The sequence below is a fragment of the Bradyrhizobium iriomotense genome, from assembly GCF_018130765.1.
Taxonomy (GTDB): Bacteria; Pseudomonadota; Alphaproteobacteria; order Rhizobiales; family Xanthobacteraceae; genus Bradyrhizobium; species Bradyrhizobium iriomotense_A.
This window is the reverse complement of the sequence record NZ_JAFCJZ010000019.1, coordinates 87,746-108,785: the sequence shown is the minus strand read 5'-3', so window position 1 is coordinate 108,785 and position 21,040 is coordinate 87,746. Positions and strand designations below refer to the sequence as shown.

Annotated in this window: 23 protein-coding genes; 9 read left to right on the top strand and 14 right to left on the bottom strand. The window is 64.1% G+C overall.

Features of this window, described 5'->3' with window-relative positions; all coding sequences use genetic code 11:
- Positions 1–1,413 (top strand): FAD-binding oxidoreductase, encoded by a 1,413-nt coding sequence (locus JQ635_RS28200; RefSeq protein WP_211413032.1) that lies wholly within the window; start codon positions 1–3, stop codon positions 1,411–1,413.
- Positions 1,414–1,425: 12 nt separating this feature from the next.
- Entirely contained in the window at positions 1,426–2,121 is a 696-nt protein-coding gene (locus JQ635_RS28195; protein WP_211413031.1) for a GntR family transcriptional regulator, read from the top strand.
- A 6-nt stretch (positions 2,122–2,127) separates the two neighbouring features.
- On the opposite strand, the gene JQ635_RS28190 is transcribed toward JQ635_RS28195, so the two are convergent.
- Together JQ635_RS28190 and JQ635_RS28185 are read right to left on the bottom strand one after the other, a co-directional pair.
- Entirely contained in the window at positions 2,128–2,292 is a 165-nt protein-coding gene (locus JQ635_RS28190) for a hypothetical protein (protein WP_211413030.1), read from the bottom strand.
- Positions 2,293–2,471: 179 nt separating this feature from the next.
- Positions 2,472–2,657, bottom strand: a complete 186-nt coding sequence (locus JQ635_RS28185; protein WP_211413029.1) for a hypothetical protein — start codon at positions 2,655–2,657, stop codon at positions 2,472–2,474.
- Positions 2,658–2,850: 193 nt separating this feature from the next.
- Between JQ635_RS28185 and JQ635_RS28180 the strand changes: the two genes are divergently transcribed.
- On the top strand, positions 2,851–4,872 hold the full coding sequence (locus JQ635_RS28180; RefSeq protein WP_211413028.1) for a YgiQ family radical SAM protein: 2,022 nt from the start codon (positions 2,851–2,853) through the stop codon (positions 4,870–4,872).
- A 255-nt stretch (positions 4,873–5,127) separates the two neighbouring features.
- Here JQ635_RS28180 and JQ635_RS28175 read toward each other — a convergent pair whose 3' ends face one another.
- Both JQ635_RS28175 and JQ635_RS28170 read right to left on the bottom strand, forming a co-directional pair.
- Positions 5,128–5,781, bottom strand: a complete 654-nt coding sequence (locus JQ635_RS28175) for a nitroreductase family protein (protein WP_246583826.1) — start codon at positions 5,779–5,781, stop codon at positions 5,128–5,130.
- A 121-nt stretch (positions 5,782–5,902) separates the two neighbouring features.
- Positions 5,903–6,820, bottom strand: coding sequence for an NADP-dependent oxidoreductase (locus tag JQ635_RS28170; RefSeq protein ID WP_211413027.1), 918 nt, complete (start codon positions 6,818–6,820; stop codon positions 5,903–5,905).
- A 143-nt stretch (positions 6,821–6,963) separates the two neighbouring features.
- On the opposite strand from JQ635_RS28170, the gene JQ635_RS28165 reads away from it, so the two are divergent.
- The 4 genes from JQ635_RS28165 (at position 6,964) to JQ635_RS28150 (ending at position 10,558) form a co-directional block, all read left to right on the top strand.
- Entirely contained in the window at positions 6,964–8,367 is a 1,404-nt protein-coding gene (locus JQ635_RS28165; protein ID WP_211413026.1) for a PLP-dependent aminotransferase family protein, read from the top strand.
- A 16-nt stretch (positions 8,368–8,383) separates the two neighbouring features.
- Complete coding sequence (locus JQ635_RS28160; RefSeq protein ID WP_211413025.1) at positions 8,384–8,596, top strand: hypothetical protein; 213 nt, start codon at positions 8,384–8,386, stop codon at positions 8,594–8,596.
- A gap of 286 nt (positions 8,597–8,882) precedes the next feature.
- Positions 8,883–9,341, top strand: a complete 459-nt coding sequence (locus JQ635_RS28155; RefSeq protein ID WP_246583825.1) for a hypothetical protein — start codon at positions 8,883–8,885, stop codon at positions 9,339–9,341.
- Between the two features lie 194 nt (positions 9,342–9,535).
- Entirely contained in the window at positions 9,536–10,558 is a 1,023-nt protein-coding gene (locus JQ635_RS28150) for an LLM class flavin-dependent oxidoreductase (RefSeq protein ID WP_211413024.1), read from the top strand.
- A 116-nt stretch (positions 10,559–10,674) separates the two neighbouring features.
- Here the strand turns inward: JQ635_RS28150 and JQ635_RS28145 are convergent, their stop codons facing one another.
- The 5 genes from JQ635_RS28145 to JQ635_RS28125 all read right to left on the bottom strand — a co-directional run bounded on the left by JQ635_RS28145 (position 10,675) and on the right by JQ635_RS28125 (position 16,481).
- Complete coding sequence (locus JQ635_RS28145) at positions 10,675–11,718, bottom strand: zinc-binding dehydrogenase (RefSeq protein WP_211413023.1); 1,044 nt, start codon at positions 11,716–11,718, stop codon at positions 10,675–10,677.
- 13 nt (positions 11,719–11,731) lie between these two features.
- Entirely contained in the window at positions 11,732–12,397 is a 666-nt protein-coding gene (locus JQ635_RS28140) for a class I SAM-dependent methyltransferase (protein WP_246583824.1), read from the bottom strand.
- A 144-nt stretch (positions 12,398–12,541) separates the two neighbouring features.
- Positions 12,542–13,576, bottom strand: coding sequence for a tripartite tricarboxylate transporter substrate binding protein (locus JQ635_RS28135; protein ID WP_211413021.1), 1,035 nt, complete (start codon positions 13,574–13,576; stop codon positions 12,542–12,544).
- Between the two features lie 22 nt (positions 13,577–13,598).
- Entirely contained in the window at positions 13,599–15,686 is a 2,088-nt protein-coding gene (locus JQ635_RS28130; RefSeq protein WP_211413020.1) for an acetate--CoA ligase family protein, read from the bottom strand.
- Positions 15,687–15,689: 3 nt separating this feature from the next.
- Complete coding sequence (locus JQ635_RS28125) at positions 15,690–16,481, bottom strand: enoyl-CoA hydratase/isomerase family protein (RefSeq protein ID WP_211413019.1); 792 nt, start codon at positions 16,479–16,481, stop codon at positions 15,690–15,692.
- Between the two features lie 160 nt (positions 16,482–16,641).
- Between JQ635_RS28125 and JQ635_RS28120 the strand changes: the two genes are divergently transcribed.
- Complete coding sequence (locus JQ635_RS28120; protein WP_211413018.1) at positions 16,642–17,427, top strand: IclR family transcriptional regulator; 786 nt, start codon at positions 16,642–16,644, stop codon at positions 17,425–17,427.
- A gap of 58 nt (positions 17,428–17,485) precedes the next feature.
- Positions 17,486–17,839, top strand: a complete 354-nt coding sequence (locus JQ635_RS28115; RefSeq protein WP_211413017.1) for a hypothetical protein — start codon at positions 17,486–17,488, stop codon at positions 17,837–17,839.
- Between the two features lie 147 nt (positions 17,840–17,986).
- On the opposite strand, the gene JQ635_RS28110 is transcribed toward JQ635_RS28115, so the two are convergent.
- From JQ635_RS28110 to JQ635_RS28090, 5 genes are all read right to left on the bottom strand, one after another.
- Entirely contained in the window at positions 17,987–18,646 is a 660-nt protein-coding gene (locus JQ635_RS28110; RefSeq protein ID WP_211413016.1) for a hydrolase, read from the bottom strand.
- A 366-nt stretch (positions 18,647–19,012) separates the two neighbouring features.
- On the bottom strand, positions 19,013–19,285 hold the full coding sequence (locus tag JQ635_RS28105) for a hypothetical protein (RefSeq protein WP_211413104.1): 273 nt from the start codon (positions 19,283–19,285) through the stop codon (positions 19,013–19,015).
- Positions 19,286–19,291: 6 nt separating this feature from the next.
- On the bottom strand, positions 19,292–19,666 hold the full coding sequence (locus JQ635_RS28100) for a hypothetical protein (RefSeq protein WP_211413015.1): 375 nt from the start codon (positions 19,664–19,666) through the stop codon (positions 19,292–19,294).
- Positions 19,667–19,885: 219 nt separating this feature from the next.
- Positions 19,886–20,311 carry a globin domain-containing protein gene (locus JQ635_RS28095; protein WP_211413014.1) on the bottom strand — a complete coding sequence of 142 codons (426 nt, stop codon included), beginning with the start codon at positions 20,309–20,311 and terminating at the stop codon, positions 19,886–19,888.
- 87 nt (positions 20,312–20,398) lie between these two features.
- The gene (locus JQ635_RS28090) at positions 20,399–21,034 is read right to left on the bottom strand and encodes an invasion associated locus B family protein (RefSeq protein ID WP_211413013.1); all 636 of its coding nucleotides are present in this window, start codon (positions 21,032–21,034) and stop codon (positions 20,399–20,401) included.
- Positions 21,035–21,040: the final 6 nt, after the last annotated feature.

Sequence of the window (21,040 nt, the reverse complement as noted above, 5' to 3'; positions counted from 1 at the left end):
ATGAACATGGTGACCCCCATTGAACGTCCCGACCAATTGCTCGGCGCGTTGCGCGACAGGCTCGGCGCGGCCGCCGTGCTTGTTGGCGCGGATGTGCCGGCGCGCAATTGCAATGACTGGAGCGCGAGCCTGCCGCAGACGCCGCGCGCGGTGATCCGTCCGACCGATGCGCAAGGCGTTGCCGATGCGATTGCCACCTGCCGGCAGGCGTGCGTGCCGTTCGTGCCGCAGGGCGGATTGACCGGGCTGTGCCGCGGCGCTTCGCCCGAAGCAGGCTGGGTCGCGATCTCGCTGGAGCGCATGACCGGCATCGAGGAGATCGATCGCGCGTCGATGACGATGACCGTGAAGGCGGGCACGCCGCTGGAGACGATCCAGAAGGCCGCCGATGAAGCCGGCTTCTTCTTTCCGCTCGATCTCGGCTCGCGCGGCTCCTGCGCCATCGGCGGCAATCTCTCGACCAATGCCGGCGGCAACCGCGTGATCCGCTACGGCATGACGCGCGAGCTCGTGCTCGGCCTCGAAGTGGTGCTGCCCGACGGCACCATCATCACCAATCTCAACAAGCTGATGAAGAACAATGCCGGCTACGATCTGAAGCATCTGTTCATCGGCTCGGAAGGCACGCTCGGCATCATCACCCGCGTCGTGCTGAAGCTGTTCCCGAAACCGCGTTCGACCATGGCGGCGCTCTGCGCCTTGAAGGACTATGCCGCCGTGATCGACTTGCTCGGCGCGGCTCGCAGCGGACTCGGGCCGCTGCTGTCGGCCTTCGAGGTGATGTGGCCGGACTATTGGGACGTCATCACGACGCGCGCCGGCGTGAAGCCGCCGGTCGCGGCCGGCCACGGTCTCTACGTGCTGGTGGAGGCGCAGGGCACCGACGAGAGCATCGATGCGCCGCGCTTCCAGACCTGGCTCGAAGAGCTGATGGAGCGCGGGCTGCTGGCCGATGCCGCCGTGGCGCAGTCGCTGGCGCAGACGCAGGCGTTCTGGCGGGTGCGCGACATTTGCGCCGAGTTCGGCCAGGTGCTGGGCCCGCACATCTCCTACGACATCGGCCTTGCGGTGGCGCGGATGGACGAGTTCGTCACGCGCTGCAAAGCGGCGCTCGCCTCCGGCATCAAGGGCTGCGAGAGCGTCTATTACGGCCATATCGGCGACGGCAATCTGCATCTGGTCTCCTGGGTCACCGGGCTCACGGTCGAGCAGCAGCCCAAGGAGGAGATGGACGCGATCATCTATGGTCTCGTCCGCGAGATGGGCGGCAGCGTCTCCGCCGAGCACGGCATCGGCACGCTGAAGAAGAAGTGGCTGGGCCATGCCAGGAGCGAGGCCGAGATCGCGCTGATGCGGACGCTGAAGGCGGCGCTCGATCCCGATCACCTGCTCAACCCCGGCAAGGTGATCTGAGCGGGAGCGCGCATGCGATCGCTCAAGCTCAATACGCCGAAATCGCTGTCGCAGCGCGTGATGCAGCGGCTGCGGCAGGCCATCATCGACGGCGAGTTCGCGCTTGGAGCTGCGATCTCGGAAGAGATGGTGGCAAATTCCTTCGGCGTCAGCCGCACGCCGGTGCGCGAGGCCATGGGCCAGCTGCAGACGCAGGGCCTCGTGGTGATCCGGCCGCAGGTCGGCAGTTTCGTCTTCACCCCGAGCGCCGACGACATCACCGCGCTCTGCACCTTCCGCATTGCGCTCGAGCCCAAGGCGGCCGAGCTCGCTTATCACCATGATCGCGAGGGAGCGATCGCCGCGATGAGCGATGCGATCGCGGCGATGGAGCCTGCCGTCGCGACCAGGGACAACATCGCCTATGGCCGCGCCGACGCCGCATTCCACGAGGCGTTGTTCGCCCATTGCGGCAATCGCTATCTCCTCGAATCCTACCAGCTCGTCTCCGGCCGCGTCGCCGCGCTCCGCACCAATTTGACCTCACCGATCGACGTGCGCACCCGCACGTCGTTCGACGAGCATCGCAAGCTGCTGGATCTGTTCGCACGCGGCGAGCTTGCCGCTTTCGAACAGCTGATGACGACGCACATCACCAATTCGGGCGTGGTCTATGCCAAGGCCTTGAAAGTGGAGGCCTTGAAAGTAGACGCGCTGAAGGCGGATTGAGCGCGGCTATCGCCCGTCCCTCGATCCCGGCCGGTCCAGGAAGTCCAGCGCGGTGTTGATCTGCTCGAGCTGGTGCTCGATCCTGTCGCGGTCCTCGACGACCTGCACCTTCTCGAGTTCCTCCACGAGCTTCTGCTTCCGCGCCAGCAAGTTCTCTATGACCGTGCTCACAAGTCCCCCATCGCCCCGAAGCGAGCATCGGGGCAAAAATCCGGCCAGCGGCGCTGGCGCCGGGATTGTCGAGGCGCGCGCGAGCGGGGCTCGCGCGGGTGCCAGGGTCAGAATGTTCGCGAAGGCGGTTGGTTCCTGCGAGTGAACCACAATGCTGGCAGATGTGATGATTGCGACACTCAATGTGTCGAGACGATACCTGCAAGTTGCAGCGGCACGATGGGGGTGCGGGTGATCGAGACCGAGAACGCAGCCAGCAACACGAAGAACATGCAGAGCCTCATGTGCACCGTCCTTCGATCGGTGACCGGCAGAAGCAGGAAGAACAACATCGCCAGGATCAGCAACGCGTCGATCAGAAGCATGGACCTCTCCCTTGAAACCTGGAGCAGGATGACACGGCGCGGCCGACCGGTATGTGGACGGCGTCACAGAGCCGGGCCGGGCCGTCCGCGCGGCTCGTGCTGCTGAATTGTGCGCCACCGGGGAACCTTAATCAGCAAACGCGGCATAGCGGCCGGTTGTATTCGCGGCCCCGGGGTCCTATGCGTAGGCGCCATGGACACCCAGATCATCACCGCCGAAAAGCCCCTGATGGCCCAGGCCCGGCCGCGCACGCCCGCGCCGTTCCTCCCCATGAGCCGTGCCGAGATGGATGCGCTCGGCTGGGATGCCTGCGACATCGTGCTGGTGACCGGGGACGCCTATGTCGACCATCCCAGCTTCGGCATGGCGATCATCGGGCGGCTGCTGGAGGCGCAGGGATTCAGGGTCGGCATCATCGCGCAGCCGGACTGGCATTCGGCCGAGCCGTTCAAGGCACTCGGCAAGCCAAAGGTGTTCTTCGGCGTCACCGGCGGCAACATGGACTCCATGGTGAACCGCTACACCGCGGACCGCCGCATCCGCAGCGACGACGCCTACACGGCCGGCGGCGAGGGCGGCAAGCGGCCGGACCGCTGCACCATCGTCTACGCCCAGCGCTGCCGTGAGGCGTTCAAGGATGTGCCGATCGTGCTCGGCGGCATCGAGGCCTCGCTGCGCCGGATCGCGCATTACGATTATTGGTCGGACAAGGTGCGCCGCTCGGTGCTGGTCGACGCCAAGGCGGATCTCCTGCTCTATGGCAATGCCGAGCGCGCCGTCGTCGAGGTGGCGCAGCGGCTCGCGGCCGGCGAAGCGCCGCGCGAGCTCGACGACATCAGGGGCGTCGCGCTGTTCCGCCGCGTGCCCGAGGACTACGCCGAGCTGCACGCCGACGATCTCGGTTCCGCCGACGAGGGCGCAACACGTCAGAAGGGCGCAACCGTGATCCGGCTGCCGGCGCTGGAGCAGGTCGAGCAGGACCGCGAGGCCTATGCACGCGCGTCACGCGTGCTGCATCGTGAGAGCAATCCCGGCAATGCGCGGCCGCTGGTGCAGCGTCACGGCGACCGCGATCTCTGGCTCAACCCGCCGCCGATCCCGCTGACCAGCGACGAGATGGACGCGGTCTACGACCTGCCGTATGCGCGCGCGCCGCATCCGTCCTACGGCGATGCCAAGATCCCTGCCTGGGACATGATCAAATTCTCGGTGACAATCATGCGCGGCTGCTTTGGCGGCTGCACCTTCTGTTCGATCACCGAGCACGAGGGCCGCATCATCCAGAACCGCTCGGAAGGCTCGATCCTGCGCGAGATCGAGCAGATCCGCGACAGGACGCCGGGCTTCACCGGCGTGATCTCCGACATCGGCGGCCCCACCGCCAACATGTACCGGATGGCTTGCAAGGATCCGAAGGTCGAGGCCGCATGCCGGCGACCGTCCTGCGTCTTCCCCGAGATCTGCCCGAACCTCAACACCTCGCATGATGATTTGATCCGGCTCTATCGCAAGGTGCGCGAGACCAAGGGCATCAAGAAGGTGATGGTCGCCTCTGGCGTCCGCTACGACCTCGCGGTCGAGAGCCCCGAATACATCAAGGAGCTCGTCACCCATCACGTCGGCGGCTACCTCAAGATCGCGCCCGAGCATACCGAGCGCGGCCCGCTCGACAAGATGATGAAGCCGGGCATCGGCGCTTACAACAAGTTCAAGCGGATGTTCGATGAAGCGGCCGAGCGGGCCGGCAAGAAATATTACCTGATCCCCTATTTCATCGCGGCGCATCCGGGCACGACCGACGAGGACATGATGAACCTCGCGCTGTGGCTCAAGAAGAACCGCTACCGCGCCGATCAGGTGCAGACCTTCCTGCCCTCGCCGATGGCGACCGCGACCGCGATGTACCACACCGGCGTCAATCCCTTGCGCGGCGTCCGCCACGGCGGCAGCGACAAGGTCGATGCGATCAAGGGCCTGCGCCAGCGCCGCCTGCACAAGGCGTTCTTGCGCTATCACGACCCCGACAACTGGCCGGTGCTGCGCGAGGCCTTGATCGAGATGGGGCGCCGCGATCTGATCGGTTCGCAGCCCCACCAGTTGGTCCCCGCGCACCAGCCGCCCGGCACCGGCAAGGCCGCCGGCACGAAGCGCCCCGTTCGCCCCGGCGGCAAGACGCAGCGGTTCACGACCAAGGGCCTGCGGGTGATGAAGTAGCGGGCGAGAGCCGGATGCCTTCGTGCCTCCAAAACAAAAATGTTCGAAAACAACCCCATGCACAGTAGCCGGCCCTAGTGGGATCAATCACTTAGGCGCTCTGCAGAGACGTGGCGCGTCGGGCAACTGGTCGTTGCTCCGTCGGGCAAAACAGGAGCATGATGGCATGATCGGGCACGTGGGATAGAACGAGCCCGGCCTCTTCCCCCTACAGATATTCTCGAGCTTCCGCCCCGTTAAGAACGGACTCCGCAACTATGCGAATTCCAACACATCAGCCACCGGACGACGCGGCTTCTGCGGCCAGTTTCCCGAACGCACCGCCCCCACGGATAACAGCATGACCGGCACTTCGTCCGCGGCCAGTACGAACTCGCGGACCACTGCTTCGGCATCGAAACCGATCATCGGAGTCGAACCTAGGCCCAGCGAGCCGGCCGCATAGATCATCGCCGCCGCACCGAAGGTGCCGGAGCGGACTGCCTCATCGCGCTGGCGCTGCGGATACGCCATATACAGATCGCGCGCGGGGATTTCCCAATCCGGCACCATCTTTGCCGGCATGATGCCCGCTTCCACCAGCGGTGCCAAGCGCGCCGGTATTACGCTGGAATCGGCCAACTGGCCACAGACGATGAAGGTAACGGCTGCATCAGTGATCGCGGGCTGATGCCAGGCAATCGGATGCAGCCGAGCCTTGGCTTCAGGCGTGCGTACGGCGATGAAGCGCCAGTTCTGCAAGTGGAAGGATGTCGGCGCCGTGGTGCCGATTCGCACCAGCTCGCGAATTTGGTCGTCGCTCAGGGTCGCAGCAGGGTCGTAGTACTTGGCAGCGCTACGGCTCAGGATGCATTCGATGACGGCGTTAGTCATCGTGATTCCGTCAGTCGAGGTGATTCCGTCGGTCATGGGGATTCCTGTGGGAAGGGATAGGTTGAAGTAGAGGCATGTTTTCGCCGAATGCGGCGCGCGCGGGGTAGCCGCCCCGGACAGCGCCGGCCGGTCGCGTGCGTCAACGGGCTTGCGTCGCTCAGTCACGAACGCGGATGATCGTCTTTCCCTTGCGTCGCTTGGTCGGGTTTAAGGCGGCGACGGCATCGTCGAGGGTCGAGACGTTATCGATGTTTATCCGCAGTCGTCCGTCCCGCACCCGCTGCACGATCTCACTCAGTTGGGCACGATCGGGCTCGACGACGAAGTCGACCGCAAGGCCGCCGTCGGGCCGCGCCTCGACCGGCCCGACGATGGACACCAACGTTCCTCCGGCTCGAACCAGGCGCGCGGACCGCTTCCCGACGTCGCCGCCGATGACATCGAAAACCAGATCGACTCCGCCGACGTCCTCCATGGTGTCGTTGTCGAGGTCGACGAACTCTTTCGCGCCGAAGTCGAGCGCCGTCTGACGGTCAGCGGCGCGTCCGGTGCCGATGACGTGGGCGCCGAACTCTCGCGCGAGTTGCGTCACCATCGAACCGACTGCGCCGGCCGCGCCGTGCACGAGTACGCGCTGCCTCGCCTGAAGGCGACCGTGCTGGAACAGTCCCTGCCACGCGGTGAGGCCCGAGATCGGCAGACTCGCGCCCACCGTGAAGTCGACGTCGCCCGGGAGCGGCGCAAGGTTGCGGGCCTCGATGGCTACATACTCCGCCAGGGTGCCGTCACGATACCAGTCGGCGAGTCCGATCACTCGCTGTCCCACCGACAGCCCTGTCGTGCCGTAGCCGAGAGCGGTGACCACTCCGGCCAGCTCATGGCCGGGGATCGACGGTGTCCGGTCGCGGTCGAGGCGATCGGTCCAGGTCGAGGGCCATGACAGCTCGGTCGGGACGAATCCCGATGCATGAACCTGAACGATGACGTCGTTTATCGCTGCCTGCGGCTCTGGCCGCTCCACCAGCTTCATCCCGGCGGTTCCTGCCGCCTGGTCAGTCACAACGATTGCCTTCATGATAATTTTCTCCTCGGTCGACCCGGTTCCCACTCAAGCTGAGGGATCGAGATCGCGCTGGTCGCTGGTGTCGCCGAATAGATGCGTTGTGCCCGGTCATAAAACAGTACCAAGATTGATGATCTTGGCTGTACCATCGCGCGATGGCTGTGCTCCCCATCCGACTCGATCGTGCAAGAAGGACTCCGCTGGCTGCACAGATTTACTCGGCGATCCGCGAGGGCATCGAGAACGGACGGCTCGCCTCTGGCGCACGGTTACCCTCTTGGCAGGATCTGGCCGCTCAACTCGGCGTCTCCCGCGGCACCGTCCGTGTGGCTTACGAGCGTCTCATCGCGGAGCAATTCGCGATCGGTCTCGGGCCGGCAGGAACGCGCGTGGCCGAGCGGCCGTCCCGATCTCCGGTGCCCGACTGGCCGCCTGACGCGGAGCCTCTCCCGGAACTCTTCTACGAATTCGGAAACACGCCGCTGGTATTTCAGATGGGCGTGCCGGCTCAAGATGCCTTCCCGTTCAAGCTGTGGTCGCGCATCCTCACGCGTGAGACCCGGCGGGCCGCGGCGGCGCCGGTGACGTATCCAGATCCGCGTGGTGATCCGGAGCTGCGAAAGGAGGTCGCGGCTTACTTGGGGCTGGCCCGCGGCATCAGCTGCAATCCCTCTCAGGTGCTGATAACGGGTGGATTCTCCGGTGCCCTCGGTCTGGCAATCCGAGGGCTTCAACTTGGAAGCATGGGAGCCTGGATCGAGGATCCGGGCTTTCCACTCACTCGCACCGCACTCGGCCTGGCCGGCATGGCTGTGACGGCTGTCCCGGTCGATGCGGAGGGACTAAATGTTGCCGCTGGTGTCCAGACCGCCGCTGGAGCGAAATTGGCCGTTGTGACACCGGGTCAACAGGCGCCGCTCGGGATGACGATGTCGCTGTCACGGCGTCTTGCACTGCTCGACTGGGCTCGGCAAAGCGACGCCTGGATCATCGAGGACGATTACCTTAGCGAACTGCAGCTGGAAGGACGGGCGGCTCCCGCCCTTGCATCTCTCGACCATGGAGGACGGGTGCTCCACATAGGCAGTTTCAGTAAAACGATTAGCCCTTCGCTGCGCCTGGGTTTCATGGTCGTACCGTCGGGACTGACTCGTCGGTTCGCTGAGCTGGCTGCTTCCCTGGCGCCGGCGCCGGCTGCGGGCATGCAGCGCGCTGTGGCGGAATTCCTAAGGGACGGTCACTATCTTCGCCATCTGCGCCGCATGAAGCGGCTTTATGCCGCCCGACGACAGAGCTTGCTTCGTTGCCTGGGAGAAATGGCACCAGACTCGATAAAAGTGCGGGCGACCGCCGGTCTTGCGGTGGTTATCTCCCTTCCCAAATCCGCATCGGACGTAGATATCGCTTCGCGTGCACGAGAGTTTGGCCTCGCGCCGCGTCCGATGTCGGTGTGGTGCATGCAAGCTCCACGGCAGCAGGGACTGTTGCTCTGTGTGACCAATCTCAACGAAAGGCGATTGCCGGCGGACTGTCGCCGGCTGTTGGAATTGGCGCGATAGCACTCGAGATGGTTCCATGGACGCGAAATCAACCACACGATTTAAACAGCACGCAGAGCGGGCCATTGAAGAGTTATCCCTGGCGCTCACGCTCGCCAAAGAAGCCTCTCCAGCAGATGAGTTTCTGAGATTGAGGACATCGGTCGGCGATATCATCGCTCGGATAGACGCCATGCTTCACGACAAAATTTACAAAGATCATCCAGGTCTGGATGGCATGAAAGACTGACCGCCAACGTCCGCTATTGGTCGAAAAGCAGCCATCGTCCAATCGGTCAGGCGGTGTCCGGCTTCCCTCAAACAGCAGACATGACGATCGCTCTCGTGGCGCTCGGCTCGGGGCTCACGGAAACCGACGTGAGCGGCGGCATTCTCGGCACGTGCCGAAGCATCACCGACGTTAACCCTGTCGGCAAATGATTCCTCGTGGGGTCGGCAGCCGTCGACAAGTTGCCTCATTGGCACGGAGAATTTTCAGCGACACGAACCTGGGTCAGAGGCGCATTATGCTGAGAATGGCGTTGCTGGGCCTCCTCATCCTGCTGAGTGCAGGAATCCTGTCAGCAATGGAGCTGAGCGCGCCACCGCGTCGCGCAGCCGCAATCGTGCAGCCGCTTGCCGAGCAAGACACAGGCATTTCTGCTTCACGCGACGCGTTGGCGAAGGCTGATCGCCTCGACGTTGCCGCTGTGAGCAGCGCGATGCCGACACAGACTGCCTCGGTCGAAGACCGCGCTGCTCCGCCGGAAGACACCCATATCGGCTCGTCCGAGCCGGAGCCGGTCGTCCGTCATCGGCACAATCCGAAAAAGATCGCGACCGCTGAACGTCCCAAGCCGAAGCCGAAGGCAATTGCTGTCAAGCGAACCGCGGACCTCCAGCGCTCGAAGGCCGCAAGCGATGCCGAGCCCTGTCGGCTCAAGGCGTTTGGAGGCTTGCGCAAGGCATTGAATTTGACCGGTTGCGACATCTGAGGAGGCTTCTCGGCGTGGCCGATCGAGGTCGAATGATCTGAGTTCGTGGTCCGCTGTAAGGCAGAAGCACCAGCAGTCCAAACCCGTGCCTCATCTGTTTCCCCGGGGGACGCTTACGGGTGCATGCCCCGTGTCACCATCTTTCCTCGGGTCGACGTCTCGCAAACTGTTCCGATCATCCATATGTTGCCCCCATGAAAAAGATCGGATTCCTCTCCTTCGGGCACTGGACGCCCTCGCCGCAGTCGCAGACCCGCTCTGCGAGCGACACGCTGCTGCAGTCGATCGAGCTTGCGGTGGCTGCGGAACAGCTTGGCGCCGACGGCGCCTATTTCCGCGTGCATCATTTCGCGCGCCAGCTCGCCTCGCCCTTTCCACTGCTGGCGGCCGTCGGCGCCAGAACCAGCAAGATCGAGATCGGCACCGCCGTGATCGACATGCGCTATGAGAACCCGCTTTACATGGTGGAGGATGCCGGCAGCGCCGATCTCATCGCCGGCGGGCGGCTGCAGCTCGGCATCAGCCGCGGCTCGCCGGAGCAGGTGATCGACGGCTGGCGCTATTTCGGCTACCGGCCGGCCGAGGGCCAGAGCGACGCCGACATGGGCCGGCGCCATGCCGAGGTCTTCCTCGACCTCCTGCGCGGCGAAGGTTTTGCCGAGCCCAATCCGCAGCCGATGTTTCCCAATCCGCCGGGTCTGTTGCGCATCGAGCCTCATGCGCAGGGCCTGCGCGACCGCATCTGGTGGGGCGCCGGCTCCAACGCGACGGCGGTCTGGGCGGCGAAGCTCGGCATGAACCTGCAGAGTTCGACATTGAAGAGCGACGAGACCGGCGAAGCCTTTCATGTGCAGCAGGCCGCGCAGATTCGTAGCTTTCGTGCCGCCTGGAAGGAGGCCGGCCACAGCCGCGAGCCGCGCGTGTCCGTGAGCCGCAGCATCTTCGCGCTGATGGACGATCGCGACCGCGCCTATTTCGGCGGCGAGCGCGGTGGCGAGGACCAGATCGGCTTCATCGACCCGCACACGCGCGCGATCTTCGGCCGCTCCTATGCCGCCGAGCCGGATGTGCTGATCGAGCAGCTGCGGCAGGACGAGGCCATTGCCGAGGCGGACACGTTGCTGCTGACGATTCCGAACCAGCTGGGCGTTGCCTATTGCGCGCATGCGATCGAAGCGATCCTCACGCATGTGGCGCCGGCGCTGGGGTGGCGGTGAGGGCCACTGACGTGCATGTTCGGCCTGCTCTCCGCGACATGCCAATCAGTGAAAACAGTGCATCACCGCCGATGAGGATGCACACGTCGCCATGACAAACGCAATCGCCGCATCCCTCAACTGATGTTCAGAAGTATCCGCCCCGATTCGCCGCTACGCATCAGATCCAGCGCGTCGTTGATGTCGTCGAGCGCGAACTCGTGGGTGACGATGCCGCGGTAACTGACCTTGCCGGCCTCGTCGAGGCGAACCAGACGCGGGATATCGCGCGCCGGCTGGCATTGCCCGCCTTCCGAGCCCTTCAACACCTTCTCGAAGTGCAGGGGCAGCGTGTAGATCTCGACCTTCTCGCGGGGAACGCCGACGAGGATGCAGCGGCCTTTCTTGGCGGTGACCTCGTAGGCGAGCTCGATCAGGTTCCTGACGCCGGTGGTCTCGACGACCTTGTCGGGTCCGTCAGCTCCCGTGATGGCCCGGACCGCGGCGGCGACATCCTTCACCGCGTCGGAGTTGATGGCGTGGGTGGCGCCGAACTGTTTCGCCATCTCCAGCTTGTTGTCGAGCCGGTCGATCGCAATGACCGGATGAGCGCCAACCATCGCGGCGAATTGCACGATGTTCAGGCCGACACCGCCGACGCCGAACACGACCACGGCTTCGCCGATGGCGATCTGCGCGTCGTTGTTGACGACGCCGAGCGCGGTCGTCACCGCGCAGCCGAGCAGCGGCGCGCTGGTGCGATCGATCGAGGACGGCACGGGCGTGACGCGGTTTTCCGACACCACGGCATATTCGTTGAAGGTGGTGACCCAGCCCGCGTTGAGCCGCTTGCCGCGCCAGGAATAGACCGGCGTGTTGGACTGGACGCCCTTGCCCGGCCGCCAATGCATGACGACGGTGTCGCCCTGCTTGCAGGAGACGACGCCGGGGCCGGTTTCGACAACGGTCGCCAGCGCCTCGTGCCCGAGCAGGTGCGGCAGGAACTTGTCGACGCCCTTGACGGCGTCGATCTCATTGATCTGCGCGCCGCAGATGCTCGAGGTGTGCACATGTACAAGCACCTGGCCGTGCTCGAGCCTATCCGGCAGGGTGAACTCGTCGACGATCAGCGGCTTGCCCGATTCGACGAGAATCGCAGCCTTTGCGGTCTTGATATCCATGGGGAGCGCCCGGTCACTCGAAATAGATGAATTCGTAATCGCCGGTGTAGCCGAGCTTTCCGTACAGCCAGATCCATTCCGAGGTGTGCAGGATGGATTCCGCCGTCAGCGCCCAGCATTCGAGATTGTGCAGCTCGGCGACGTTCCGGTAGCCCTCGACCATGACATATTTGTTCTTGCCGACGCGCTCGATCTCCTTCAGCGCCGCATCGAGCTCGTAAAGCCTCAAGTTGTGCAGGGTGCCGAGCGAGATGACGAGGTCGAAACTGTCGTCGCCATAGGGATAGATATCCTGGGCGCGATAGTTGAACAGATACGGCCTCACCTGCTCGTGCGAATTGGCAAGACCGTGTTTTGAGATGTCGAAGCCGGTGACCTTCAGGCCCGGCAGGATCTTCAGCATCTCGTACAGCAGAAAGCCCTTGCCGCAGCCGACGTCGAGCACGCTGGACCCGTCCTTCAGGCCGTAGGTCTCGATCAGCGCCTTGGCGACCGGCGCCCAGCGCCCCTCGATGAAGCGGTAGCCGCCATAGCCGAAACGGCGGTCGCCATCCCAGTAATCGGCCTCGTATTCCCGCGCCTTCAGCGAGCAGCCGATCTTGTCGTCGTTCATGCGCGCCATGTAGTCGCGCTTGGTCGCAGTATGCAGTGGCGTAACGATATTCAGCAGTCGTCCCATTGAGCCCTCGGATTCCATCACGGCGCTGAGACTGTCTCAGGCCCCTTGGGGCCCTGCGTCGTGAACCGCGACTCAACCCTAGCACTTTCGCTGAAGGCCATCGTTGTTTCAGATCAATGACTGCATAGGGCGGCGCGCCCGTCGCTATTGCACCTCGATGTTCGCGTCCTTGACCAGCTTGCGCCAGCGGTCCTCCTCCTGCCGGACATAGCGATCGAGCTCTTCCGGCGCGCTGCCGACCATGATGAGGCCTTCGTTGGCCTCCAGCTGCTTGAAGGCACCGGACTGAACGGCCTTTGCGACCGCCTGATTCAGGCGCGCAATCACCGCAGCAGGCGTCCTGGCCGGCGCGTACAATCCGTACCACGACTCGGCGGCGTAACCTGGCACCCCGGCCTCGGCGACAGCAGGCAATTGCGGGAACGCGGCCGAACGCTCGGCGGAGGTGACAGCCAGCGCCCGGAGCTGACCTGCAGCCACCAGCGAGGCGGCGCTCGCCACGGTGGTGAACATCACGTCGATCTGCCCGCCCAGGAGATCGCTGATCGCAGGCGCCGCGCCCTTATAGGGCACCGCCGTCATCTTGACCTTCGCCATCGAAATGAACAGCTCGCCGGCGAGATGGGCCGAGGTGCCGGTGCCGAACGTCCCGAAATTCAGCTTGCCCGGATTGGCTTTGGCCTCGGTGATCAGATCGGCGATCGAGTTGATTTTGGAGGCCGGGTTGACGACGACGATGTTGAATGATCGCGCGATCAGCGAGACCGCCGCAAAATCCTTGTGCGGATCGAACGGCAGCTTGTTGTACAGGCTCGGATTGACCGCATGCGCGAAGGTCGCCATCAGCAGCGAATAGCCGTCGGGCTCGCTGGTCGCCACCGTCTGGGTTCCGATGATGGTCCCGGCGCCCGGCTTGTTCTCGATGATGACGGATTTGCCGAGGTCCGTCTGGATGTCCTGCGCTGTCGTTCGCGCGATGATGTCGGTCCCACCGCCGGCCGCGAAGGGCACCACGATCCTGATGATCTTTTCTGGATATTCGGCCCACGCCGGCGCCAGCCCAAGCCCCGTGACGACCGGCAAGACGACGCAGGCGAGGATGGCGAGGTTCAGCCAGCGCCGCACAGCGAACCGCTTCCGGCGAGCGCCGTCGTGATTGTTGATTTCGCCAATGGCCATCTGGAGCTCCATCCGATTTTGTTCAGACATTGAGGACAACCAATCCGTCGGCCGCCTTCACGCCCTGCCCGGCCGGCAGCACGAAGACCGGATTGATCTCGGCTTCAGCGAGGCGATCGCCGAGCTGCGCAACCATGCGTGAGAAGGCGACGACCGCGGCTGCAAGGGCTTCGACATCGCATTTCGGCCGGCCACGGAATCCATCCAGCAACGGCCACGTGACGAGATCGCGCGCCATCGCGCGAGCCTCGGCCAGGCTGAGGCCGCCTTGCGGCGGAAGCAGACGCATCGTGGTGTCCTTGAACAGCTCGGCGGCGACGCCGCCCATTCCGAGAAGGATCGCGGTGCCCAGGGCATCGCGATGCATGCCGAGAATGATTTCGACGCCGCCTGAAATCATCTCCTGAACCAGGAATTGGTCGGGCCGCCTCCCGGTCCTGAGCGCGACCTCGTCAGCCATCGCCGTCAGGCGGCCGCCGATCGTCTCTTCTGTCAGGTTGACGGCGACGCCGCCGACGTCGCTCTTGTGCGCGATCTCGCGCGAGAGAATCTTGAGGACGACGCGGCCACTGAGGTCTCGTGCCGCCTGCTCCGCTTCTTCAGGCGTTGCGACCACCTTCTCAGCTGCGACCGGAACGCCAAAACGGGCGAACAGCGCCTTGGCCTGGGCTTCATCCAGCGATCCCGCCGGGAAATCGCTGATATCGACTGCCGTCCCGTTCGAGCCGGATGCCTGGACTTGTTCCGGCATTCCAGCCTGCAAGAGCCCGTCGAGCGCGGCGGCGCAGCTTTCAGCAGACGTGTAGGCCGGGACGCCTCGCCGGGTGAGGACGGAGACCACGTCGGGCGCGTAGGGACTGACATAGGCAATGACGGGCTTGTCGCTGAGCGGCAGGCAGTCGTGAATAGCATCGGCCATCAGCGCCGGCGATCCCACGGCTGAGGAGCCGGCAATGACGGCCAGCGCGTCGTAGGAGGGACTTGCGAGCAGGATGCGGATTGCGGCGCGCAGCAGATCCGGCTGCAGGCCGGCCAGGGTCACGTCGATCGGATTGCGATCAAGCATGGCATGCGATCCCGATTGCAATGCGCGCAATTGCGCGGCCGTCTCCGCATCGGGAGCGGGCGTTGCAAAGCCTGCGACACCCAGACTGTCGGACACGATCGTGCCGGCGCCGCCGGTCGAGGTGAGGATCGCCACGCGCTTGCCGGAGAGCTTCCGTCCCACGCTGAGGGCTGCGGGAATGTCGAGCAGGTCTTCGAACGTCTTCGCGCGGATCACGCCGAGCTGCCTGAACAAGGCGTCATACATGCGGTCGGAGCCCGCAAGCGCCCCCGTATGCGAGACGGCCGCCTTTGCACCCGCTTCCGATCGCCCGATCTTGAAGGCGACAATTGGCTTGTCGGCGCGCCGCGCCTTGAGCACCGCTTCACGGAAGCGGGATGGATTGCGGATCGCCTCGATATAGAGCGCAATGACGTTGGTCGCGCTGTCTTCGGCGAGAAAATCGATGAAGTCGGCGAGCTCGAGATCGGCTTCGTTGCTGGTCGACACCAACTTGGACAGCCCGACCCCGCGCGCCGCAGCGCGCGACAGCACAGCGCCGAGAATGCCTCCGCTTTGCGAGACCAGCCCGATCGGGCCTGCCGGGAAATGATCCATCGCCAGCGCGCCGGATGCCGACAGCACCATATTGTCGGTGAGATTGACGAGGCCAATCGTGTTCGGCCCGAGCAGGCGCATGGATCCGGCGGCTTGCATGAGCTGCTGCTGGCGCGCGGCGCCTTCCGCTCCCGTTTCGGTGAAGCCGCTGGCGAGAACGATCGCTGCGGCCGCGCCGCGCTCTGACAATTCGCGCACCGCGATGTGGGCACGTTCGGCGCCGAGCAGGACAATGCCGACGTCAGGCACATCAGGCAGCGACGCGATGTCGGCGTAGTATTTCAGACCGCCGATCTCGCCGCCCCTGGGATTGACGGGATAGATCGCGCCCGTAAAGCCGTGCTTCTGGAGATAGGAGACCGGCCGCCCCGACGTCTTGCTCGGGTCCGCTGACGCGCCGATGACGGCGATGCTGCGCGGCCGGATCAAGCGTTCGATCGCATTCATCGCTCAATCCTTCGACGAGGATTGCGCGAGGAACGCCATCACGGCGTCGCGGTGCTCCGCGCTGGTGTAGCAGATGGCCTGCGCCTGGCTGCCGAGATTGAAGATATCGTGCGCGGAATGCTCGAACGTCTCGTTCAGGATCTTCTTGCTCAGGGCGAGCGCGGTCGGAGATCCCTGAGCCAGTTCGGCCGCCCAGGCCTGCGCGGCCGACAGCAGTTCGCTCGAAGCGACCTTGCGATCGACGATGCCGAGTGCGAGCGCTTCGTCGGCCTCGACGACGCGCCCGGTGAAGATCAGCTCCTTTGCCCTGGGAAGCCCGACCCGGCGCGGCAGGAAATACAGGCCGCCGCCATCGGGGATCAAGCCGCGCTTGATGTAGGACCAGGTGAACTTCGATCGTTCCGTGCCCATGACGAAGTCGCAGGCCAGCGCGGTGTCGGCACCGAGGCCCGCCGCAGCACCGTTGACGGCGGCGATCGTCGGTTTCGGCAGGCCCAGCAGCAGCGACTGCACGTGATGCACGCCCTGCTGCCGGCTCCATCCGTTGAATGCGACTTCGCCCTGCGGCGCCTCGAGCCGGCGCTTCATTCCGCTGATGTCGCCGCCGGCGCAGAAGGCGTTACCGCGCCCCGTCAGCACCAGGGCCTTGATCGCCTTGTCGCGGGACACGACTTCGAGGGCGCCTGCGAATTCGGAGCGCATCTCGTCGCTCATGGCGTTGCGCCGTTCCGGTCGGCTGAATGCGATGGTCGCGACACCTGCCTCGACGGAAAATTCGATGGGCTGATAGGACATGGCAAGCTCCGCGTGGGCTCCCGAATGCCGATTCAGGCCGTGCCGTTTCCTCGTTAAGCCGTGCGCAGCCGGGCATTCTTCTTTCCCGTGCCTATAGCGGCTTGCACCCGCCCGAGCATCCCCTTAATTCCACTTAGTGGAAATGCTTGAGGAGGCTGGCTTGGCGCAGGCGCGCAGATATGCGGGCGGGGTTGATGGCAACCGGTCGCTCGAAAGAGGCATCGAGATCCTCAGGGCGTTCCGGCCCGGCGTCGACACGCTGGGCAATGGCGAGATTGCGGAGCGATGCGGCTTGCCGCGATCGACGGTCAGCCGGCTGACGCGAACGCTGGTCAATTCCGGGATGCTCGACGAAGTCCGCAGCGAGCGGGCTTACCGCCTTGCCGCGTCCGTCATCAGCATCGGCCACGCCATGCGGACGGGATCACCCGTGCTCAACGCGATCGGCCCGATGATGCGCGCGGAATCGGCGAAGCGCCGGCTGAACGTCGGGTTAGCTACCGCGGATCGAACCATGATGGTTTATCTGGAGTCGATCCGCTACAGCCCGCGCGCGGCGCTGCGCAACGTAGTCGCCGGCCAGCAGGTGCCGATGGAGCTGACATCGCTCGGTCGCGCGTACCTCGCCGGCATTGCAGAGGTCGAGCGCGAGCGGTTGCTAAGACTGTTCAAACGGCGCAGCGCTGCTGCCACGAAGGCGCTGCTTGCCGACGTCAGGAGATCGATCAGCGCCGTCGAACGCGACGGTTATTGTGCGGTGTCGTGGCAACCCGCCGTTCTTGCCGTCGCAACGCCCATCGTGCTGGAGGGCCTTCCGGTCTACGCACTCAACATGAGCCTGCAAAATGTCGAAAGGTCCGATGCGCTGGCGAGCGAGATCGGCTCGTACCTCAACGCCTTCGCAGCCAAATGCCAGGAGGTGCTGGCGGGCCGTGAACCCGAATGACGCGATGGCCGACCAAGGGGGACGCACCTGCGTGGTGCCTGCTGCCGTCGAGCGAAACATGACAAAGCGAACTTCCCTGGTGGTTCTCGTTGCGGCCCTGCCGCTGCTGGCGGCATGCGGACAGCCGGTGCCCGAGGACAAGGCCGCCTATGTCGGCGAATGGCACGCGCCGGCGATGGACGTCGAGCTGACCAAGGACGGGATCGTCCACTACAAGCGCGTCACGGACGGCACCAAGATCGGCGAGGTCACGACAACGATCAATGCGCCGCTGCGGCGGTTCGAGGGCGATAATTTCGTCGTCGGAATTCCGTTTCTGTCGACGACATTCTTGGTGTCGACCCCGCCTCACCAGGAGGCGGGGACATGGAAGATGGCCGTCGATGGTGTGGAGCTGACGCGCAGTCCCTAGAGCTCGTTTGGATCGAGCCGGAACCTGACCACCCCATTCAATTCGACATCGACGGCATCGGCACGTGCTTCAAGCGAGGCGCGCTCCGTTCATTCGACGCCGAAGGGAATGGATCAACCTTGTCCGCGTGATCGGGGTTGTACGACTTCAAGCCTTGCCGTCGCGGCTTTGGAACATCGTTTTGGCATACTGGAGGCCGACGCCGAAAGGGCCACCGTACTGCTTCGCGATGTCGACGGTGAGGTCGTAGGTGTCCAGACGCGCCCAGTCCCGCTGCAGTTCCAACAGATAGCCCAGTGACGTCATCGGGCGTGCGCCGGCCTGGATCATACGCTCGACCGCCCGTTCGTGCGCCTCGATCGTGCAGTCACCGCACGCATCCGTGACGACATAGACTTCGTAGCCCTGCTCGAGCGCCGACAGCACGGGGCCATTGCAACATACAGAGGTCCAGAGACCGCACATAACGAGGCGGTCCTTGCCGATGGCGTTGACGCGGCAGATGAGATTCTCGTCTTCCCAGCCGTTCGAGGTCGTGCGGTCAGCGACTTCCACATTCGGAAAGGCATCGGTGATTTCACTGAATAGTGGACCGGCGAAGGTATCCTTCGAAATCGTCGTGACAATCGTCGGGACTTTGAAGCCCTTCGCCGCATGAGCGAGAATGGCGACATTCGCACGCAAAGCGGTGATATCGATCGACTTGGTATTGAACGCCATTTGCGACTGATGGTCGATCAGGATCAACGCGTGATCATTCGGGCTCAGAAGTGTTCTCGCGGGCTTTGCGATCGCTTTGATGCTCATTCAGGTTCTCTTTCTCGGGATGATGCAGCGTTCCAAACGCGACGTTGCAAGGGTGCGGCACCCGCCGATCGAGGAGCTTTTGGAGCGTCAGGTAAGTCGTCCGATATTGCCATGTCGGGTTTTCCTGACCGCGCTCGTCGGCAGATGATCGCTCCATCTGGCCCCGATCAGTCGATCCGACTAGGTGGGCTATCGTGCACTCAATACTGAACCAAGATCATCAATGGTCGAAGACAGTGAGCGACCGGATCCAACCGCCTTCGGCTGCGCCCTATCGCAACCTCCGGGCTGCGACGGTCTGGCTTGGCACACCGGTTTCCCTGGCCGAGCCACGGGCGCATGCGCCCGTAATGCAACGCAGCGCCGCTACAATTTTCCATAGACCCGCCCGGCGACCGCCTTCAGGCGCTCGACCGAGCCGGACTCGGGATGCGGCTTGACCGGCGCGAACAGGATCGAGGCCTGCCTGCCCTTCTTCCAGACATAGATGTTGACGGCGTTGCCGTTGCCCTTGGTGCAGGAATGCTCGCCGAAGGCCGCTGCCGGGCTCGTAAAAAGGGCGCCTGGCCGAGCGGCGCTGGGCGATTCGGCGCAGCTCTTCGACCGTCGCAGTGAGATCGAGCTCCGGCTGGCGCACATGCGCGACTAATTTTTGGCGTTCCGCCTCTTGCTCGCTCCCCTGAGCGGGGTCGCCGGCGTGGCAGCCGGATTCACCCAGCCTGCCATCTGCAGACAGGTGAGCAGATCGACGTAGCTTTGTATTCCTGCTGCCGCAGCCTCGCCTTCGCAACTATCGCGCGCGGGATTCGGAACGGTCAGCCAAGTCGAACTTAGCTGTTGCTGCGCAATTGTTTCGTCGCGCACGCATTCGCTGGCGTCCTGCGCAAGGGCGAGCCCTGACGCTTTGTCGTCAGCGGAAACGTCCCTGCAAAGAGCTTCCACATTGAAGATGGGCACACGGTCTGAAATCGGTATCGCGGGCTGGCCAAGAAGCGACAGCGCCAAAAATGCTGCTTTCATGAGATCCTCTCCCTTAGATCGGGTTGGACAGGGCAGCTCTTGGTGAGGCTAGGCCAGGTTTGTTTCCGGCCGGCTTCGCCCGGCCGGCAAATGGTTTCGTCCTTGCCTGGCGGCGCATTGCGGGCCTCCCGGTCGCAGCGATGCCGAGACTGCCGGCAGACATTCGCGCCATGGAATGGTGGGCGATAACCGCCGTCAAATGACTGAAAATGGCGGCCTCTACTGTCGTTGAGGCGCGCCGACCGGCTCTTTCGCAGCGGTAATCGCATGGGACAGCGTATCGAGAGTCGTGGTCCAGGCTTCCCACTCATCGGAGGTCAGGACGTGCTCAAGTCCCTGCTCCAGGACCCAGACGAGACTATCACCGGCCACGAGATAATGCTCATCGAGCACCACGTTGTCCTGGTGACGGCGTGCAAGGTCAGATACGGCGGAAAGGATCGCATCGATCTTCTGAAGGTTGTCAACCATGAGGGCCAGCTTGTGCATGAGGCTTCTGGCGTGCGACTGAATGTCCTCCGCAAACAACGGTCGCAGTTGCGGATGCGCCTCAAACAATCGCCCGTACACGGTGCCGAGTTCATTTGCGATGGGCAGAAGCGTTTTGAAGCTTTCTCGGAGCTGAGTGGCGATATTCTGATCCATGGTTCTCCTCAGAATCTCACGGCGAAGCTGTGACGAACGGGCTGGCCTGCGGCGATCTCCGTCTCGGGCCGCGCCCAGGTGGAAACGTCAACGTGCGAGCGCCGCGACCCTATCGAGCGCAGCAGCGAAGCCCTGGAGCGAGATGGAGAATGGCGTTGCCTTGCCGCCGTCGGCGATAGTCGCGATCTTGAGCGCCGTGCCTCTGCGAAGTGCCGACAAGGTTCCAGCGTCGAAGGAGAGCGGAACAAGGCAGCCACCCGGCAGACAAGTACGATACCGGAGCGGCGGCGCGGCCACGCCGTCATCGATCTGGAGCGTTGCGCCAGAGTCGAGTGCGAGGCCGAAGGGAAGCATCAGCACGCCCTCCACCTTGTTGGGGGCAACGCTGTTGATTTCAACGGCCAGCACGCGCTGTCGCGTCTGGGGATTGATCTGCTGCTGAGACATCACGCAGCGCTTTCCCGTGCCCTGCTGCTCGCAGGCGACCTGCCAGTCCCGATACATTTCGTTCAGGGAGCTGGCGCCGCCCGGCAGCGTGGCCGCAGCTTGCGACGCCTGCGCAAGCGCGACCCCCAACAGCCCGGGATCCGGTCGCTGCGCAGATTGGGGAGCATCGCCGCCTGCCGATACGGCACCTCCAAGCGCCACGTAGAGACCCACCCCTATCGCGATCGAAGCCGCGATGACACCTGCGGATCCCAGCAATTTCAGATCTGATCGCATCCCGAC

Bases quoted from the DNA above. Each gene is read 5' to 3' on its own strand.
- JQ635_RS28200 (WP_211413032.1), top strand. From the start codon at position 1: ATGAACATGGTGACCCCCATTGAACGTCCCGACCAATTGCTCGGCGCG.
- JQ635_RS28195 (WP_211413031.1), top strand. From the start codon at position 1,426: ATGCGATCGCTCAAGCTCAATACGCCGAAATCGCTGTCGCAGCGCGTG.
- JQ635_RS28185 (WP_211413029.1), bottom strand. From the start codon at position 2,657: ATGCTTCTGATCGACGCGTTGCTGATCCTGGCGATGTTGTTCTTCCTG.
- JQ635_RS28180 (WP_211413028.1), top strand. From the start codon at position 2,851: ATGGACACCCAGATCATCACCGCCGAAAAGCCCCTGATGGCCCAGGCC.
- JQ635_RS28175 (WP_246583826.1), bottom strand. From the start codon at position 5,781: ATGACCGACGGAATCACCTCGACTGACGGAATCACGATGACTAACGCC.
- JQ635_RS28170 (WP_211413027.1), bottom strand. From the start codon at position 6,820: ATGAAGGCAATCGTTGTGACTGACCAGGCGGCAGGAACCGCCGGGATG.
- JQ635_RS28165 (WP_211413026.1), top strand. From the start codon at position 6,964: ATGGCTGTGCTCCCCATCCGACTCGATCGTGCAAGAAGGACTCCGCTG.
- JQ635_RS28160 (WP_211413025.1), top strand. From the start codon at position 8,384: ATGGACGCGAAATCAACCACACGATTTAAACAGCACGCAGAGCGGGCC.
- JQ635_RS28155 (WP_246583825.1), top strand. From the start codon at position 8,883: ATGGCGTTGCTGGGCCTCCTCATCCTGCTGAGTGCAGGAATCCTGTCA.
- JQ635_RS28150 (WP_211413024.1), top strand. From the start codon at position 9,536: ATGAAAAAGATCGGATTCCTCTCCTTCGGGCACTGGACGCCCTCGCCG.
- JQ635_RS28145 (WP_211413023.1), bottom strand. From the start codon at position 11,718: ATGGATATCAAGACCGCAAAGGCTGCGATTCTCGTCGAATCGGGCAAG.
- JQ635_RS28140 (WP_246583824.1), bottom strand. From the start codon at position 12,397: ATGGGACGACTGCTGAATATCGTTACGCCACTGCATACTGCGACCAAG.
- JQ635_RS28135 (WP_211413021.1), bottom strand. From the start codon at position 13,576: ATGGCCATTGGCGAAATCAACAATCACGACGGCGCTCGCCGGAAGCGG.
- JQ635_RS28130 (WP_211413020.1), bottom strand. From the start codon at position 15,686: ATGAATGCGATCGAACGCTTGATCCGGCCGCGCAGCATCGCCGTCATC.
- JQ635_RS28125 (WP_211413019.1), bottom strand. From the start codon at position 16,481: ATGTCCTATCAGCCCATCGAATTTTCCGTCGAGGCAGGTGTCGCGACC.
- JQ635_RS28115 (WP_211413017.1), top strand. From the start codon at position 17,486: ATGACAAAGCGAACTTCCCTGGTGGTTCTCGTTGCGGCCCTGCCGCTG.
- JQ635_RS28110 (WP_211413016.1), bottom strand. From the start codon at position 18,646: ATGAGCATCAAAGCGATCGCAAAGCCCGCGAGAACACTTCTGAGCCCG.
- JQ635_RS28105 (WP_211413104.1), bottom strand. From the start codon at position 19,285: ATGTGCGCCAGCCGGAGCTCGATCTCACTGCGACGGTCGAAGAGCTGC.
- JQ635_RS28100 (WP_211413015.1), bottom strand. From the start codon at position 19,666: ATGAAAGCAGCATTTTTGGCGCTGTCGCTTCTTGGCCAGCCCGCGATA.
- JQ635_RS28095 (WP_211413014.1), bottom strand. From the start codon at position 20,311: ATGGATCAGAATATCGCCACTCAGCTCCGAGAAAGCTTCAAAACGCTT.
- JQ635_RS28090 (WP_211413013.1), bottom strand. From the start codon at position 21,034: ATGCGATCAGATCTGAAATTGCTGGGATCCGCAGGTGTCATCGCGGCT.